Below are 17,047 nucleotides of genomic sequence, written 5' to 3' on the forward strand. Positions count from 1 at the left end.
TAATATATGAATCATTTTATTATAAACTAAGTAGTTATGAAATCAGCGCTTTCAGATTTTATTTCCGGGAAAAAGGGAATCTATGGTATTCTTCACATTATTATATTAATAATGTCCCTATTCCTGGTTATCAGTATCTCGGTGGATACTTTTAAGGGAATACCGTTTTATACACAGTCTTCGTACATGAAAGTACAGCTATTTATCTGTCTTTGGTTTCTTTTTGATTTTGTATTGGAGTTCTTTCTGGCAAAACATAAGGGACGTTATTTGCGGACGCATTTTATCTTTTTATTGGTGGCGATTCCTTATCAGAATATTATCGCTTATTATGGGTGGACATTTTCGGATGAGATCACCTATCTGCTCCGTTTCATTCCTTTATTGAGAGGAGGATATGCACTTGCCATTGTGGTCGGCTGGTTGACTTACAACCGGGCTTCGAGCTTGTTTGTTTCTTACCTGACGATGTTGCTGGCAACAGTCTATTTTTCCAGTCTGGCATTTTTTGTGTTGGAGCATCGGGTGAATCCTTTGGTGAATGGTTATGGAGATGCTTTGTGGTGGGCTTTCATGGATGTCACTACCGTCGGCTCGAATATCATAGCGCAGACGGTGACCGGACGTGTACTTTCCGTTTTGTTGGCTGCTTTAGGCATGATGATGTTTCCTATCTTTACGGTTTATATAACCAATCTGATTCAGCAATCCAACAAACGTAGAAAACAATATTACGAGGAGGAGGAACAACAGAAAAAGGCTTCCGCACAAAAAGAATTGGCGGAAAAAGCAGCCGTGCAAAAAGCAAGTACATAATAATGTGCTTGCGGATAAGGGCAAGAACAATAGTATTCGTTACTAAATGAATGAACTCCACCTTGTCCCCCCCCCCAAAAAAAAAAAGGTATGGGGAATAGAAAAAGGTTACTATCGGGAGATAGTAACCTTTACCTTTCTTATAAAAGAGATAGAGAGAGTTTTTAGTCAACAACGGTGATGTGGTTGTTGCTAAATACATTCAATTCCAGCTTGTTCATGATGTATTGAATAGCTAACTGCGCTTTCACGGAGTTGCCCGAACCATCCAAAGGAGGAGCAAATGCGGCAATACCGAACTGTCCGGGCAGAACACCCATCACACCGCCACCTACACCTGTTTTAGCAGGAATACCGGAAGTATACATCCAGTCGCCGGTATGTTCGTAGAAACCTACTGCGGCAATCATGGCAGTGATCTTGGGAGCTAGTGCGGCATCAAAAACCTCTTTTTTAGTCACAGGGTTCACACCACCGTTGGCGATTGTACCAGCTGCAATGGAAAGCTGCAATGCGGTAACTCCCAATGAGCATTGGCGGGTGTAAAGGTCTAATGACATATCCGGGTCATCATAAATCCGGTTGTAATTCTTCAGCAGCCATGCGATAGAACGGTTGTTGAAGTTGGTGTCCGATTCAGATTTGTACAATTCATCAATCAGTTGCGGTGCACTTCCGCATAGGTCTGTCACATTTCCTACGATGGCCTCCCATTTCCCGGCAGAGTCTCCGATAGGTTTCACCATGCTGCAGGCAGAAATGGCTCCGGCGTTTACCAGCGGAGTAGACGGATGGTCGTTCTCCAGCAAGATAGCGATGATTGAATTGAAGGGCAAGCCTGTTGCGTCCGCTCCAATCTTGTCCAGGATTTCTTTAGCACCGTATTGGCGCAGTGCCAGGATAGCCGTATGCACTTTGGATACGGATTCTATACCGAAGCGATAGTCAGTGTCTCCCACATGGATGGTCTGCCCGTTGAGCAGGCAGACACTGATTCCAAAGAGATCCTTGTTGACATTTGCCAGATAAGGAATATAGTCGGCATTCTTGCCGCCGGTATTGGTCTTTACCTGATCGTATGCCTCCTGTACCACTTCTTTCAATTGAGCGAGTGTTACTTTTTTATCCATAGATCCTTTTATTTTTTTACGGTTTTACGGCGACCACCATGGTTGAACATCTTGGCTTCTACCGGAAGATTCTTTTCTTGAGCCATGCGGGTAGGAGTCGGATATTCCAGTTTTTCCAGTTCGGCGATGGCATTGTTGATGTCGCCCAGAAGCATATCTGCCATGTCGCGGCTGAATCCCTGACGAACAACGACACGCATCACTACATAATCTTCCAGTTTAGAAGGCAATGTGTAAGCAGGAACCATCCAACCGTGTTGAGACAATTTGTCTTGCAAATCATACAAAGTCCATTTGGCGTTCTTTGCATATTCCGGTTTCATATACCAGATGAATAGTGGGTTCACGACATCTTCGGAGTAGTTGACGAATGGAACCATCTTAGCTATTTCGCTATGGATATATTTGGCTATTTGCAGAGAGTTGTACTGCACTTCTTTGTAACCCTGGAATCCTAAACGGATGAATTGATAATATTGTCCCAGAATTTGTGCGGCCGGACGAGAGAAATTCAAACCTACCTGTGTAATGTTGGCTCCCAGATAATTGACGCTGAATGACATTTCTTCGGGCAGATATTCTTTGCCTTTCCAACAAACCCATCCGAGTCCCGGATATACCAAACCAAACTTGTGGCCCGATACACTGATAGAAAGTACCCATTTCAAACGGAAGTCCCATTTCTTTTCCGGATACAGGAACGGAAGGATGAAACCACCACTGGCGGCATCTACGTGGATAGGAATGTCATAACCGGTCTTGGCATTGTAAGCATCCAGAGCTTTGTCCAATGCTTCGACATCATCATTCAGTCCAGTCCATGTAACACCTTGAATCGGTACGATACAGATGGTGTTTTCATCACACATTTTCAGAGCTTCTTCGGGGTCAAGAGTGGTTTTTTCAAGTGTCAAAGGCACTTCACGCATTTCGATCTGCCATAACTGTGCAAACTTTTCCCAAACAACCTGGAAACCTGTAGAAATAACAAAGTTTGGTTTATCAAACGGTTTGCCCTGTGCTTGTCTTTTCTTACGCCAACGCAACCAGGCAGCTACACCACCCAACATACATGCTTCTGAAGAACCGATAGCCAAAGCACCTGTTTTCCAAGTCTCTTTTTCAGGAGAGTTCCACAAGTTGGCAACGATGTTGATACATTTGCCGTTCATCACAGCGATACGCGGATATTCTGTTTCATCAATGTAGTTGATGTTGATGGCTTCATTCATCAGCTTGGTAGCATATTCGTCCATATAAGTGGTAACGAAAGTAGCCAGATTCAAACGGGGCTGAGTTTGAGCAAATGTTTCATCTTTCACCATTTGATAGGCGACTTCAGGAGTAGTAGGTCCATCAGGTATTTTCTCTACCGGAGAGGGTTGTAACATTCTGTCTGAACCAAATACATCGGTTTTTGCATCACCTTTTCTGAAATTTAAATCTTCCATACTAATTTGTTTTTTTTAAAGGTTTAGGGCGATGGGGATTTTCCCCGTCGAATTTCCCACAACAACAGCAGATAGGTTTGAAAGTTTCCGGCTTTTACATTATTTGGCGTTTATTAAGGGGGTGGGTTTGCCTGCACGGAAGAACTTCCCGGGATGCTTTTGAAGCGATGAAGCCCGGATATACGTTTTTTGAACTTTATAAGAAGACTATTGTTTTCTTCAAACCTAAACTTTTAACGAATAAGCATTATGAAGATACAGACGGGACGGGGAACAATTCCCCTTATTACTTTAATTGCTATCTGGTCTATTTCGGCATTGACTTCATTGCCGGGACTAGCTGTTTCACCTATATTGGGTGATCTTACGAAGATATTTCCGAAAGCTACGGATTTGGACATACAGATGTTGACTTCGCTACCATCACTGCTCATTATTCCTTTTATATTGCTGGGGGGGAAACTGACAGAGAAAGTCGATTATGTCCGTGTATTAAAGGTCGGACTCTGGCTTTTTGCCGCGAGCGGCATTTTGTATCTGATTTCCAATCGAATGTGGCAATTAATTGTGGTAAGTGCTTTGCTCGGTATCGGTTCCGGTTTGATTATCCCTTTATCTACCGGATTGGTTTCCAGATACTTTGTAGGAACCTATCGGGTGAAACAGTTCGGATTAAGCTCCGCTATTACTAATTTCACGTTAGTGATAGCAACTGCCGTAACGGGCTATCTTGCAGAAGTCAGCTGGCATCTGCCTTTCCTTGTCTATCTTCTCCCATTGATTTCCATTCTGCTGGTAGGACATTTGAAAGAAGACCGGACGGGAGAAGTCGCTTATACACCCTCTCCTTCCTCTTCTGCAGATACTACAAAAGACAACGAAGCCTCCGAACAATCTACTTCCATAGATATAGGAGGCAGCAAATACGGTATTCACATCAAACATCTGATAGAGTTGATGCTCTTTTATGGGGTGATAACCTATATTGTGGTAGTAGTGATTTTCAATCTGCCTTTCTTAATGGAGAAGCATCACTTTTCCAGTGGTAATTCAGGATTGATGATTTCGCTCTTCTTTCTGGCTATCACCGCTCCGGGTTTCTGTCTGGATAAGATCGTAGCCCTGCTGAAAGGACGTACGAAAGCATACAGCCTGCTGTCAATAGCGTTGGGACTGCTATTAATCTGGATAGCTCCAATCGAATGGCTGATTATTCCCGGATGTATCCTGGTTGGTTTGGGATATGGCATTATTCAGCCTATGCTTTATGATAAGACCACGCAGACTGCCTTACCGCAAAAGACTACCTTGGCTTTGGCATTTGTGATGATGATGAATTATCTGGCTATCTTGCTTTATCCCTTTATTGTCGATTTTTTCCAGTGGATATTCCATACCCAATCACAGGAGTTTCCTTTTATCTTTAATCTTCTGATAACTATTGTCACTCTTTTCTGGGCATATCGGCGCCGTAATACCTTTTTGTTTAACGACCAATTGAAATAAAAAATGAAGAATAAGAAACTGGAGGCCAATCTTAGCATGGCTGTCTCGAAAGTATTTAGCGGTTTAAATATGAATGCCTTAAAGTATCTTCTGCCTTTGTGGATGAGTCCATTGACGGGAGCCGCGCTTCGTTGCACATTTGCGGCGGCGGCTTTTTGGGTGATCGGGTGGTTTATGCCTCCGGAGAAATCGTCAGCCAGAGATAAATGGCTCCTCTTTCTGTTGGGGGCTTTGGGACTTTACGGTTTTATGTTTCTCTATCTGTCCGGATTGAGTAAAACAACTCCTGTTTCCAGTTCCATTTTTACCAGTCTCCAGCCTATTTGGGTTTTTCTAATGATGATATTCTTTTATAAGGAGAAGGCGGGCGCTAAAAAAATAATAGGAATTTCTATCGGTCTGATAGGAGCATTGGTTTGCATCCTAACCCAGCAAAGCGATGATTTGGCCTCTGATGCTTTTATGGGGAATATGCTTTGTCTTCTTAGTTCTGTGGTGTATGCTGTCTATCTGATTCTTAGTCAGCGCATCCTCACGGCCATTGGAGCAATAACGATGTTGCGATATACCTTTTCCGGTGCTGCCGTGTCTGCCATTATAGTCACATTTATTACAGGATTTGATGCCCCGGTATTCTCCATGCCGTTCCATTGGACACCTTTCCTTATTCTGATGTTCGTATTGATTTTCCCTACCACTATCAGTTATATGCTGCTGCCTGTCGGTTTGAAATATCTGAAGACAACGGTCGTTGCTATTTACGGTTATCTGATTCTGATTGTGGCGACCATTGCCTCCCTTGCTCTAGGACAAGATCGCTTTAGTTGGACGCAGACGTTTGCAATCATCTTTATTTGTATTGGAGTTTATCTGGTTGAAGTAGCCGAAAGTAAAGAATAGTAAAGAAAAAAGGCATTCCATCACGGAATGCCTTTCATTATTTCATCATCATGTTTTATAGAGAGGAGTTGATTGCTTGTGCTATGGACTTGAATTCCTCGTCCGACAATTTCAGTTTCGGATTCGAAAACAGCATATCCGATTCCTTTTGAATAGGAATTAAATGAATATGTGCATGAGGCACTTCCAGTCCGATAACAGCTTCACCTACCTTTCGGCAAGGGAATGCTTTCTCAATGGCACGGGCTACTTGCTTTGCAAACACATGCATAGCAGCCAGGTCTTCATCGCTCAAATCGAAAATATAGTCTACTTCCTGTTTGGGCACTACCAATGTATGTCCCTTTACCAACGGATTGATATCGAGAAAAGCAAAAAACTTTTCGTTTTCCGCTACCTTGTAGCAGGGTATCTCGCCTGCGATGATTCTACTGAATATTGTTGCCATAATTTTTATTGATAAATTAAGGCAAGCCCCACACGGAGACCTGCCTTTACGTTAAATTGATATGTTTACTACTTCCAGTGCAATTTTACCTTGTGGAACAGTGATTTCTGCTACATCACCCACTTTCTTGCCAAGCAGACCTTGTGCAATCGGGGTATTAACGGAAATCTTTCCTTCCTTCAGGTTAGCTTCACTTTCTGAAACGATGGTATAAATCATCTTCATGCCATTCTTTACATTCTTCAGTTCCACCTTATTTAAAATCTGTACGGAATCTGTTTTCAATTTAGATTCATCGATGATTTTTGCATCTGCAATGGTAGCTTTCAATTTGTTGATACGCATTTCGAGCATACCTTGCGCTTCTTTTGCTGCATCGTATTCAGCGTTTTCAGACAAGTCTCCTTTATCTCTGGCTTCGGCTATTGCCGCAGAGATCTTCGGGCGTTCCACTGTTTCCAGTTCCTTCAGTTCCGCCATCAGTTTTTTGTAACCTTCTTCTGACATATAAGCCATGATGTTTTCCTCCTTTAATTGTTTTAAATGGTCATATAAACAAAAAAGAATTCCAACATGAGCCATGTTGGAACCCTCTTTTCATTATTTCTTTGCAAAGATAGCTTTTTATGTGATACGTGTCAAGTGAAAAAAGATGCTATGTAACATATTTAAAAGAAATATGCTAAATTATAACAACTTAGAGTAATGACTTGACAGCTGCTTCCAAATCCTTAATATCTTCGCCACGAAGCTTCAATTCGTTGTTACGATTAATCAAAAAGATAGATGGAACCTGACGAACATTATATACAGCTACGTTGGTAGAGTAAACTCCGTTTCCATCGCGCACACAGACCCATGGAAGGTTGTCTGCCGCTGTTTTCCAGTAGTGTTCGTCCGCGTCGAGAGATACCTGGTATATTTCCAGTCCTTCTTTAGCGTATGTATTATATAGTTCGCGAAGCATCAGGTTGTGAGGAGCTCCGGCAGGTGACTGGAACACAGAGAAATCAAGCAAAACGACTTTGCCTTTCAGGTCGGTCAGCTTGCGCACATTTCCTTTCACATCACGCAAGGCAATGTCGATGATGCCGGTTTCTACGATCTTATCCTGTGGAATTTCCAGTGCTTTCGTTTGCGGTTGGCGCGTGTTCTTCATTCCTTTGATTACAATATTATAAAGGTTTTTGGAACGTACCGCATGAGGGAACGAGTTGTTGAGGCTCGTAGCAACAGCAGCGAAACATTTCACATCGTCTTTATTGTTCAACGGATCGAATATCAGATAATTATTGAGCTTCTGGAACAGGGCAAAGTAAGCCGCAGCCGTGTTGGGAGCAGCGAAAATATAGTTCACCTTGACATCTTCCTTATAGTTGTTGAGCAATGTTGCCAAGCTATCTTCGAACACATCGTGCCCTATCCTGTTGCTGCGCAAGGATGTCAGCAAATCGTCCACCTCTTTTTGAAGGCGGATCTGCTTCAACGTCAGTTCTTTGATTTTATTGCTGTTTTCCGAACCTTCCACCGCATAAGCAGTAGAGAAGTCCACATACGGAGCTTTGATCTGGATCGTTTCGATAGAATCTACAGAAAAATTGATGATTTTGTCGTCAATCCGCAAACGGTAAAATTCGGGTGACTCAGGACGAGGCTGCTTGAAACTGAATGTGCCTTCCCCTTTCAGCTTTACTGAATCGAGCGGAACAATACCTTCCAGACCGGAAGCTTCGAGATAAAGCATTTTACCGTCGGCTCCTGATACATCCCCGTTCACCTGGAATTTAGGGCCGGAACTACAAGCAGTAATAGTAAGTGCGGCGAGCGCTGCAAAAGTAACCTTTTTCATATAGTGTGTGTTATTAACGAGATGCAAATATACTTCTTTTCGAGATTAGTCAAAGCATTTTGCTGTGTTCTTCATCCTAATTTTGAAAAAAAATCAGTTCACCACTAACTTTTTACCTCATTTCCACCTGATTACCACGATAAATGTATATCTTTGCAGGAATTTTGAAAGAAAAAGTATAGATAAAACAATTTTTATGATTAACCCAATTGTTAAGACAATCGAGTTACCTGATGGAAGAACCATCACACTCGAGACGGGAAAGTTGGCAAAACAGGCAGACGGTTCTGTAATGCTCCGCATGGGAAATACCATGTTGTTAGCTACTGTTTGTGCCGCTAAAGATGCAGTTCCCGGAACAGATTTTATGCCTTTACAGGTAGAGTACAAAGAAAAATTTGCGGCATTCGGCCGTTTCCCCGGTGGTTTCACCAAGCGAGAAGGTAGAGCTTCTGATTATGAGATTTTGACTTGCCGTCTTGTCGACCGTGCTCTCCGTCCTTTATTCCCCGATAATTATCACGCAGAGGTATATGTAAACATCATCCTCTTTTCTGCTGATGGTGTGGATATGCCGGATGCATTGGCAGGACTTGCCGCTTCTGCAGCACTTGCCGTTTCAGATATTCCTTTCAACGGACCGATTTCTGAAGTACGTGTAGCACGTATCGACGGTCAGTTCGTTATCAATCCTACTTTTGAACAACTGGAAAAAGCTGATATGGATCTGATGGTAGCCGCTACTTATGAGAATATCATGATGGTAGAAGGTGAAATGCACGAAGTATCCGAAGCTGAATTGCTGGAAGCAATGAAAGTAGCTCATGAAGCTATCAAGGTTCATTGTAAAGCTCAGATGGAGTTGACTGAAGAGGTTGGAAAAACTGTGAAACGTGAATACAACCATGAAGTGAACGACGAAGATTTGCGCAAGGCTGTTCGTGAAGCATGTTACGAAAAAGCTTATGCTGTTGCCGCTTCCGGAAACAATAACAAACACGAACGTTTTGCTGCTTTCGAAGCTATCCGTGAAGAATTTAAAGCTCAATTCTCTGAAGAAGAGTTGGACGAAAAGGGTGCGTTGATCGACCGTTACTACCACGATGTAGAAAAAGAAGCAATGCGCCGTTCTATCCTTGACGAAGGTAAGCGTTTGGATGGTCGTAAGACTACTGAAATCCGTCCGATCTGGTGTGAGGTTGGTCCTCTGCCTGGTCCTCACGGATCTGCTATCTTTACTCGTGGTGAAACACAATCACTGACTTCTGTAACTCTGGGTACCAAACTGGATGAGAAGATCATTGACGATGTTTTGGAACACGGAAAAGAACGTTTCTTGTTACATTATAATTTCCCTCCTTTCTCTACAGGCGAAGCAAAAGCACAACGTGGTGTAGGCCGTCGCGAAATCGGTCACGGTCACTTGGCTTGGCGTGCTTTGAAAGGACAGATTCCTGCTGACTATCCGTATGTAGTACGTGTGGTTTCAGATATTCTCGAATCTAACGGTTCTTCTTCTATGGCTACTGTATGTGCCGGAACATTGGCATTGATGGATGCTGGTGTGAAGATCAAGAAACCGGTATCAGGTATCGCTATGGGATTGATTAAGAATCCGGGCGAAGAGAAATATGCTGTATTGTCTGATATTCTGGGTGACGAAGACCACTTGGGTGATATGGACTTCAAAGTAACAGGAACAAAAGATGGTATTACGGCTACTCAGATGGATATCAAGGTAGACGGTCTGTCTTACGAAATTCTGGAACGTGCTTTGAATCAGGCAAAAGAAGGACGTATGCACATCCTGGGTAAGATTACTGAAACAATCGCTGAACCACGTGCCGACCTGAAAGAACATGCTCCACGCATTGAAACGATGACAATTCCTAAAGAATTTATCGGTGCTGTGATCGGTCCTGGTGGAAAGATCATCCAAGGTATGCAGGAAGAAACAGGTGCTGTGATTACTATCGAAGAAATTGATGGTATGGGACGCATCGAAGTTTCCGGAACAAACAAAAAATGTATTGATAATGCAATGCGCATGATTAAAGCAATCGTTGCTGTTCCTGAAGTGGGCGAAGTTTATAAAGGTAAAGTTCGTTCTATTATGCCTTATGGTGCATTCATCGAATTCTTGCCGGGCAAGGATGGTTTGCTGCACATCTCTGAAATTGATTGGAAGCGTCTGGAAACAGTAGAAGAAGCTGGAATTAAGGAAGGTGATGAGATTGAAGTAAAACTGATTGATGTTGACCAGAAAACTGGTAAATTCAAACTTTCAAGAAAAGTGTTGATGCCAAGACCGGAAAAGAAATAAAAGAGTCATATCTTCTATATAATGAATAGTCTGAAAACTTAGTTTTCAGACTATTTTTTTTAATTCCACTTCTCAGAAAGTATAGTATCAATGAGGTGATACCCTCCCCTTGAAGCGTGATTGTTCAAGGGCTTTTTTGTATATGGATGTATAGGGATCTATTCGTTGCGAATTTCGAATATCGAAACTTGGGTTTTACGGATTTTGTGAAATCCGCAAATGCTGATGCGCTGTCAATACGCTTTTTGCATTTTACAATGTATGTGCCTTTGATTTGCATAATCAGTTGTTATTCAATACGTTTATTGCTTATATCAGAAATGGATATAATTCATAGAGTTACGCGAATTCACGATATTTGCATATTGAGAATAGAGAGAGAATTTGATGTTGTGTAAAAGGAAACAATGAATGATGAAGAGTGGAAATAGAATATATAGAAATTGGCTTTATGCGTTATTGCTGATTGTCTTTTCTTCTTGTATAGATGAAACTTTCACCGAGAATACTGTGGAAGGGACATTTCTGACAGTGAGAGGGATAACACCTCTGGGAGCAACCACACACGAGGGTACTCCGGAAGACCGAGTAGTGCGCACCCTGCGTATTCTGGCATTTGACCGGACGACTGGAAATAAGATTAGTAATGTATCTTATGCTGCATCAACAGGAGATATCATTCGGCATCCTATTGATCCGGGAACGTATGATTTTGTGTTTTTGGCCAATGAACCTCCTCATATACCGGTTAAAACCAAGTTGGAAGCTATTGGTAATTACAGTGATTTGAATCATATTGCTTATCCGGCAAGTTTTTTCTCATCGGAGCAACTCATCCCGATGATGCAGGAGATAAAGAATGTAACCGTACTTTCCAATGGTCAGGGGGCCACACTGGAAAATGGTACGACAGTGTCCATGCTACTATTGGCTTTGGAGCGACTTGGAGTGAGGGTAGATGTTGAACTGAAAGCAGTGGATGACTTGAATAGTGTTTTTAAAGGAGTAATATTCAGTAATATTCCCAATCTCGTTCCCTTGACGGCAGGTTATGATGGTCCGGCTATTGAACGGAATGTAGTACGTAAGTTTACCCTAACCGACGATGGGGGGTATTTTGCTGACGGCACTGCTACCGCCGAATGGGGATGGGGCAAGAAAGTCAACCGTATTATCTTGCCGGCAAGCGAACCGGCATCTGTCAATGACGAGGATGAGGCTGTGATTTTCACCGTTGATATGGTAGATAATTATAGTCCGTCTTGCGAATTGAAGATAAATTCGAGTCCGGTGAATTATAGTTTGCCTAAAAATACGAAGCTCGACTTGACAGGATATATACAAGACCCATTGCAGGTGAATATAATAGCATCGAAGTGGGAAGATGTGGATGAAGATTGGGACATAGTAGGTGTCAAAGTCTTGAATGTATCGACTTTGGAAACCGGTATTACCGATTTTAATGGGGCGCGGATCTCTTTCAGTTCCAATATGCCGATAGTGAAAGTGTTACCCGAATTGTATGTGGGTGCTACGGGAACTACTAAGGTCGAAACAGAAAAGATATTTAATGACCTTGTATTAAAGTCTAATGATATCAAAGACAATGGGGCGACGATCACATACGCCACTTCCCGTTTTCTGTACACCTATGATAAAGCATCTCAAACCGGTACAGGATATATGGATGTGTTGCTTGATGAACAGAATGTGAAGGGTGCACGGGAAACTTATCGGATTGTTTTGTCTGTTGAAGACGAAGACGGTGGCAAACTGCAAAGAGAAATAAAAGTCAATACAGTTCAAGACGGAAAACGTTTTGCATTTAATGCATACGGAACTGGGTACATAGGTGCTTTTTTTAGAGATGATGAGATTGGTGAAAGGATTATTTCCGGACAGCAGGCTAGGATAGCGGGAGCAAGCGAGCGTCCGGAAGATTTGGGAGCAATTTCTCCTTGGAAGGCGACTGTGGAATCCGGTGATTTTGTAGTCTTGAGTTCTACTCCAAGCTTCGACCCTCGTGTCGGAATGGATGATCCGGGGAATCCAGAACACTATCAGGTGCTCCCTAATGCATATAAAGGAGAGGGAGGAACCTATGTGGAAGGTAGGGGACGTGTCTATTTCCGTATTGGTGTAAAAGGGAAAAATACGGGAGCAACTCCAAGGTATGCCAGAGTTAAAATTGAACGTTATGGAGGTAGATGGGGGACAGGGGACAATCAAGTGTGGTACAGTGCAGAATATCTGTATGTCCGGCAGGGGGAAGAGCCCGATTATATTATGAGGCCGGGAACTGCAGACCCTATATCTAAAGGGCCATTGCAAGGTAAATCCCGTGATTATGCTCGTAAAATATCACCTTATAATCTGACCTCTCCGGCTTATTATAACGGTAGTAATGCCCTGTATACTCCGGTGGATCATAAGCAGGCAAAGTTTGTAAAGTATCCAAGTCAGGCTGGGGCTTTCTTTCAATGGGGACTTCCCAAGAAGGCGAATCAGGATTATTTCCGGTTAGCTTATCATCCTACTGCCCTCACTGTAGACCATTGGATTAAAGATATACAGTTCCTCAATGAAACGTATAAGCTGTTTTTACCGGTATGGGGAGCGGCTCCTTCATCACCGGAAATTATATATGATTATGGATACACAGAGGTTTTTGAATCTTGTCCTGAAGGATATCACCGCCCGTCGGATGGGTATATTGATAGAGTCTCTTATAACGGACCGTATCCCAATAATTTGGATCAGAATGGCGATCATGTCATTGTTGATACCGATAAAAATGTCATAAAGGCAAATTTGGTGGATTATAGCGATGATATAGCTTTTTCCGAGTTGCGGCAATCTTTATTTATAAATCCATTAAGTGGAGATGCCGGTTTGAATTCGAATATTGGAGGATATGATGGTTCGGCGGGAGTGGGTGGAATTAAGGTAGACCGATATCAGAACTTTTGGAAGGATAGAAATAGTACAAGTGAAGCACAAGAACATATGAAATTCTCTATAGGTTTTTATGCTGATGGTTTCTTTGACCGCCGACCTGTCAAAATGGGATCGGGTGACGGGAATTATCCTTATTGTGTTTCATCGGAGAATGCGCAGGCTGCGTATATGGGAATTCTGGTCTATAATGAGTCGAATGGTGCTTCTGTTTTCTTTCCTTCGGCGGGAAGACGTCGTAATCAGAATAGTAGTCTGGAGTATGCTGGGCAGACAGGTTATTACCATACCTCTTCCATAGCTGCATCGTCTGCCGAAGATCCTCATGCTGTATGGAGTATGTTTTTGGGTAAATGGCCGAATCCGGGACTTATGTATCAGTTGCCGACATTTGGGCAGTCTATCCGCTGTGTTAAAAATGAAACATCGGGTACGAGATAACCCACAGTATATTCTAATCTGACTCTGACTTAATTTATTGCTTTGGTTAAGCCGAGTCTGTTTTTCTTTGCATTTAATCCCGTTTTTTTTAAAAACGGGATTTTTTATTAGTAACATTCAGAGTTGACCTGTTTTATATAAAAAGAATCGGAAAGTACCCCCATACTTCCCGATTCGAAACAGTCAAAAATCGACCTTAATCAATTTATTAACTTAACACGTCGCAAAGATATGAGAAAAATTTCTTTGAAAGAGCTTTTTTGCTCAAAAAGTTTATGATACAGGCAAATATACCCGCTAATAAAGCCGCTTTTCTTGCTTTAAAACCAACGCTTCGTTCCTTTTAAAGGAGCGACCCCTTCCTTTTAAAGGAAGAGGCCGTTGGTTTAAAAGGAACTGATAGGGTGTTTATATAGAGATTAGGATTAATGATTTTTCGATTATATCAGTTAGTTTATAAGTTTGTTTTATACTCCTCTTCTATTCGTTTTATATGTGCGAGGTTTCTTTCCAGTAATTCATTTAGCTCGTGATTAGAAAAGCAAGCTCCTAAATAGATCGTGCTTTCTGCTTCAAAGTCAAACGATTCATTGTCTTCATTCACTACAATCTCAATTTTTCCTTGTGCATCTGTAGAGATTACTACATTGTATCTAGCCATCAATCCTTTGAGCTCTTTTATGAATCTATATTCTTTGTTTGTTAATATTCTTTTCATGTCGGTCAGCTCTTTTGTTTTGCTATTCTTTCGTGTGGTAAAGTTCGTAATTATTTAACACATTACACGCTATTTGAAGTATTCATTTTATTCTATTTGTCAGGTTGTAATATTCCTTTTATTCATATTATCACATCTATTCGTTTTTTTCGTATATTTGCTTCGAGCGAAACTTTTCATTTGTATATTTGTTGGATTTTAAAAAGAAAGAAAATAAAAATGGAAACAGAAGAATTGATTATTGGGAGAGTCCATCACGGACGCAATATACGTCGTACCCGTGTTGAAAAGAATATGAACCAGGAGGGTTTGAGTGAATTAGTACATCTCTCACAGCCTGCTGTTTCTAAATATGAGAAGATGAGAGTGATTGATGATGAAATGTTGCAACGCTTTGCACGGGCGTTGAATGTGCCTTTCGATTATCTCAAGACTTTGGAGGAGGATGCACAGACGGTGGTGTTTGAGAATATTACAAATAATGGTAATGCAGCCACAAATGCTAATATTGGATTTGTTGATGAAGTTGGTGAGGACAATCGAGTTAACAATTTCAATCCTATCGACAAAATCACTGAACTTTATGAGCGTCTTTTAAAAGAAAAGGATGAAAAGTATGCCGCTTTAGAACGTCGTTTGCAGCATATTGAAGAAAGTTTGCAGAAATAAAGAATAGATAAATTGAAAGGAATCGCAATATGATGAAACAAATACCTTACGGAATAACTGATTTTGGTAGAATCCAGAAAGAAAATTATTATTATGTGGATAAGACAATGTTCATTGAAAAAATAGAGATGCAACCACCTTATCTATTTCTGATTCGCCCTCGCCGATTTGGTAAGAGTTTGACTTTGGCAATGTTAGAAGCTTATTATGATGTTAGTTATGCTGAACAGTTCGACGAGTTGTTTGGTCAACTATACATAGGTCAGCATCCGACGAAGCTTCACAATCAGTTTCTCATTATGCGATTTAATTTCTCGGAAGTGAGTTCTAATGTCAACGAGGTAGAGCGTTCGTTTAAACTTCATTGCTGTAACAAACTACAAGAATTCGTTTACAAATACGAATATTTGCTGGGCAAAGAAATATGGAGTGTTCTCAACGAGGATATACAAGAGGATCCCGGAGCATTTTTATCTGCAATAGGTTCTTATGCTACTCGTAAGAAAAATCTTCGTATTTATTTGCTTATTGATGAATATGACAATTTCACCAATACCATTCTTTCAACCTATGGTACGGAATTCTATAGAAAAGCAACGCATGGTGAAGGTTTCATTCGTGGCTTCTTTAACGTGATAAAATCCGCTACAACAGGAACGGGCTCTGCCCTTGAACGGTTGTTTATTACAGGAGTGAGTCCGGTGACGATGGATGATGTTACTAGCGGTTTTAACATCGGGACTAATATCACAAATGATTCATGGTTTAATGATTTGGTCGGATTCAGTGAGAAAGAGTTGCGTGAGATGTTGATATATTATAAAGAGCAGGGAGTGCTTGAAGAATCTATAGATGAAATAGTTGCCATGATGAAACCTAATTATGACAATTATTGCTTTAGTGAAGACACATTAGAGCAGTGTATGTTTAATTCCGATATGACTCTTTATTTTCTGAAATCTTTTGTACTTCATCATAAAAAGCCTAAAGAAATTGTAGACCCCAACATCCGTACTGATTTCAACAAACTGACATACTTGATAAAACTTGATCACGGATTGGGAGAGAACTTTTCCGTTATAAAAGAGATAGCCGAGCAGGGAGAGATTACTACTGACATCGTTACTCATTTTTCTGCATTGGAGATGACGGATCCTAGTAACTTCAAGTCTTTGCTATTCTATTTCGGGCTTCTCTCCATTAAAGGTGTAGATATGGTGGGAAGACCCATTTTGCATGTGCCGAATTTAGTTGTAAGAGAGCAGCTGTTTAATTTCCTGATACAAGGCTACGTCAAGCATGGTATCTTTAAAATGGATATGAACAAGATGAGTGCTTTATTTGAGAATATGGCTTTCAGAGGGGACTGGAAACCGTTGTTCGATTTTATTGCCGACGCTGTTCGTGAGCAAAGCCGTATTCGTGAATATATTGAAGGTGAAGCGCATATTGAAGGCTTCTTGCTTGCTTATTTAGGAATGTATCGGTATTATCAGCTCTACCCGGAATACGAATTGAATAAAGGCTTCGCAGACTTCTTCTTCAAACCTAGTCCGTCGGTTCCCGTACTGCCTCCTTTCACCTATCTGCTTGAGGTGAAATATGCAAAAGCCGGCGCTTCGGAAAAAGAAATACGTACCCTTGCCGATGAGGCACGTGGTCAGTTGCTGCGTTATAGCGAAGACGAACTGGTGGCAGAAGCCAGAGCGAAAGGTGGGTTGAAGTTAATTACGATTGTTTGGCGTAGTTGGGAGCTTGCCTTATTGGAAGAAGTTACTCTTTCTTAAAAGACAAATTCCATAAATGTTGCTAGATGGTTTGCGGTTCATCTATTTTTTCCT

The 17,047-nt window shown here is 41.5% G+C and carries 13 protein-coding genes; 7 read left to right on the top strand and 6 right to left on the bottom strand.

What is annotated here, in order from left to right; all coding sequences use genetic code 11:
- The first annotated feature begins 36 nt into the window (after window positions 1–36).
- Window positions 37–816 carry a potassium channel family protein gene (locus AAHJ11_RS17925; protein WP_148367046.1) on the top strand — a complete coding sequence of 260 codons (780 nt, stop codon included), beginning with the start codon at window positions 37–39 and terminating at the stop codon, window positions 814–816.
- A gap of 164 nt (window positions 817–980) precedes the next feature.
- Here AAHJ11_RS17925 and glsA read toward each other — a convergent pair whose 3' ends face one another.
- Both glsA and AAHJ11_RS17935 read right to left on the bottom strand, forming a co-directional pair.
- The gene (glsA, locus tag AAHJ11_RS17930) at window positions 981–1,946 is read right to left on the bottom strand and encodes a glutaminase A (RefSeq protein WP_148367047.1); all 966 of its coding nucleotides are present in this window, start codon (window positions 1,944–1,946) and stop codon (window positions 981–983) included.
- 8 nt (window positions 1,947–1,954) lie between these two features.
- Entirely contained in the window at window positions 1,955–3,397 is a 1,443-nt protein-coding gene (locus tag AAHJ11_RS17935) for a glutamate decarboxylase (protein ID WP_148367048.1), read from the bottom strand.
- A 249-nt stretch (window positions 3,398–3,646) separates the two neighbouring features.
- Between AAHJ11_RS17935 and AAHJ11_RS17940 the strand changes: the two genes are divergently transcribed.
- Together AAHJ11_RS17940 and AAHJ11_RS17945 are read left to right on the top strand one after the other, a co-directional pair.
- Entirely contained in the window at window positions 3,647–4,903 is a 1,257-nt protein-coding gene (locus AAHJ11_RS17940; protein WP_148367049.1) for an MFS transporter, read from the top strand.
- Between the two features lie 3 nt (window positions 4,904–4,906).
- The gene (locus tag AAHJ11_RS17945; protein ID WP_148367050.1) at window positions 4,907–5,803 is read left to right on the top strand and encodes a DMT family transporter; all 897 of its coding nucleotides are present in this window, start codon (window positions 4,907–4,909) and stop codon (window positions 5,801–5,803) included.
- A 55-nt stretch (window positions 5,804–5,858) separates the two neighbouring features.
- Here AAHJ11_RS17945 and AAHJ11_RS17950 read toward each other — a convergent pair whose 3' ends face one another.
- The 3 genes from AAHJ11_RS17950 to AAHJ11_RS17960 all read right to left on the bottom strand — a co-directional run bounded on the left by AAHJ11_RS17950 (window position 5,859) and on the right by AAHJ11_RS17960 (window position 8,100).
- Window positions 5,859–6,251, bottom strand: coding sequence for an HIT family protein (locus tag AAHJ11_RS17950; protein ID WP_148367051.1), 393 nt, complete (start codon window positions 6,249–6,251; stop codon window positions 5,859–5,861).
- 51 nt (window positions 6,252–6,302) lie between these two features.
- Entirely contained in the window at window positions 6,303–6,767 is a 465-nt protein-coding gene (gene greA / locus AAHJ11_RS17955; RefSeq protein ID WP_032844195.1) for a transcription elongation factor GreA, read from the bottom strand.
- A 181-nt stretch (window positions 6,768–6,948) separates the two neighbouring features.
- On the bottom strand, window positions 6,949–8,100 hold the full coding sequence (locus AAHJ11_RS17960; protein ID WP_234133711.1) for a DUF4369 domain-containing protein: 1,152 nt from the start codon (window positions 8,098–8,100) through the stop codon (window positions 6,949–6,951).
- A gap of 196 nt (window positions 8,101–8,296) precedes the next feature.
- Between AAHJ11_RS17960 and pnp the strand changes: the two genes are divergently transcribed.
- Together pnp and AAHJ11_RS17970 are read left to right on the top strand one after the other, a co-directional pair.
- Window positions 8,297–10,423: a polyribonucleotide nucleotidyltransferase gene (pnp, locus tag AAHJ11_RS17965; RefSeq protein WP_004323285.1), complete on the top strand. Its 2,127-nt coding sequence runs from the start codon at window positions 8,297–8,299 to the stop codon at window positions 10,421–10,423.
- Between the two features lie 411 nt (window positions 10,424–10,834).
- Window positions 10,835–13,819 (top strand): hypothetical protein, encoded by a 2,985-nt coding sequence (locus tag AAHJ11_RS17970; protein WP_320975232.1) that lies wholly within the window; start codon window positions 10,835–10,837, stop codon window positions 13,817–13,819.
- A 454-nt stretch (window positions 13,820–14,273) separates the two neighbouring features.
- Here the strand turns inward: AAHJ11_RS17970 and AAHJ11_RS17975 are convergent, their stop codons facing one another.
- Window positions 14,274–14,537, bottom strand: a complete 264-nt coding sequence (locus AAHJ11_RS17975; RefSeq protein ID WP_148367054.1) for a hypothetical protein — start codon at window positions 14,535–14,537, stop codon at window positions 14,274–14,276.
- A gap of 219 nt (window positions 14,538–14,756) precedes the next feature.
- On the opposite strand from AAHJ11_RS17975, the gene AAHJ11_RS17980 reads away from it, so the two are divergent.
- On the top strand, window positions 14,757–15,206 hold the full coding sequence (locus AAHJ11_RS17980) for a helix-turn-helix domain-containing protein (protein ID WP_148367055.1): 450 nt from the start codon (window positions 14,757–14,759) through the stop codon (window positions 15,204–15,206).
- Between the two features lie 29 nt (window positions 15,207–15,235).
- Window positions 15,236–16,993: an ATP-binding protein gene (locus AAHJ11_RS17985; protein WP_148367056.1), complete on the top strand. Its 1,758-nt coding sequence runs from the start codon at window positions 15,236–15,238 to the stop codon at window positions 16,991–16,993.
- Window positions 16,994–17,047: the final 54 nt, after the last annotated feature.

This window comes from Bacteroides sp. 90-K9/2, from assembly GCF_047310725.1.
GTDB classification, from domain to species: Bacteria; Bacteroidota; Bacteroidia; order Bacteroidales; family Bacteroidaceae; genus Bacteroides; species Bacteroides vicugnae.

Coding starts and splice junctions, on each gene's coding strand:
- AAHJ11_RS17945 (WP_148367050.1), top strand. CDS start 4,907: ATGAAGAATAAGAAACTGGAGGCCAATCTTAGCATGGCTGTCTCGAAA.
- AAHJ11_RS17985 (WP_148367056.1), top strand. CDS start 15,236: ATGATGAAACAAATACCTTACGGAATAACTGATTTTGGTAGAATCCAG.
- AAHJ11_RS17970 (WP_320975232.1), top strand. CDS start 10,835: ATGATGAAGAGTGGAAATAGAATATATAGAAATTGGCTTTATGCGTTA.
- greA (WP_032844195.1), bottom strand. CDS start 6,767: ATGGCTTATATGTCAGAAGAAGGTTACAAAAAACTGATGGCGGAACTG.
- AAHJ11_RS17980 (WP_148367055.1), top strand. CDS start 14,757: ATGGAAACAGAAGAATTGATTATTGGGAGAGTCCATCACGGACGCAAT.
- glsA (WP_148367047.1), bottom strand. CDS start 1,946: ATGGATAAAAAAGTAACACTCGCTCAATTGAAAGAAGTGGTACAGGAG.
- AAHJ11_RS17940 (WP_148367049.1), top strand. CDS start 3,647: ATGAAGATACAGACGGGACGGGGAACAATTCCCCTTATTACTTTAATT.
- AAHJ11_RS17935 (WP_148367048.1), bottom strand. CDS start 3,397: ATGGAAGATTTAAATTTCAGAAAAGGTGATGCAAAAACCGATGTATTT.
- AAHJ11_RS17950 (WP_148367051.1), bottom strand. CDS start 6,251: ATGGCAACAATATTCAGTAGAATCATCGCAGGCGAGATACCCTGCTAC.
- pnp (WP_004323285.1), top strand. CDS start 8,297: ATGATTAACCCAATTGTTAAGACAATCGAGTTACCTGATGGAAGAACC.
- AAHJ11_RS17975 (WP_148367054.1), bottom strand. CDS start 14,537: ATGAAAAGAATATTAACAAACAAAGAATATAGATTCATAAAAGAGCTC.
- AAHJ11_RS17960 (WP_234133711.1), bottom strand. CDS start 8,100: ATGAAAAAGGTTACTTTTGCAGCGCTCGCCGCACTTACTATTACTGCT.
- AAHJ11_RS17925 (WP_148367046.1), top strand. CDS start 37: ATGAAATCAGCGCTTTCAGATTTTATTTCCGGGAAAAAGGGAATCTAT.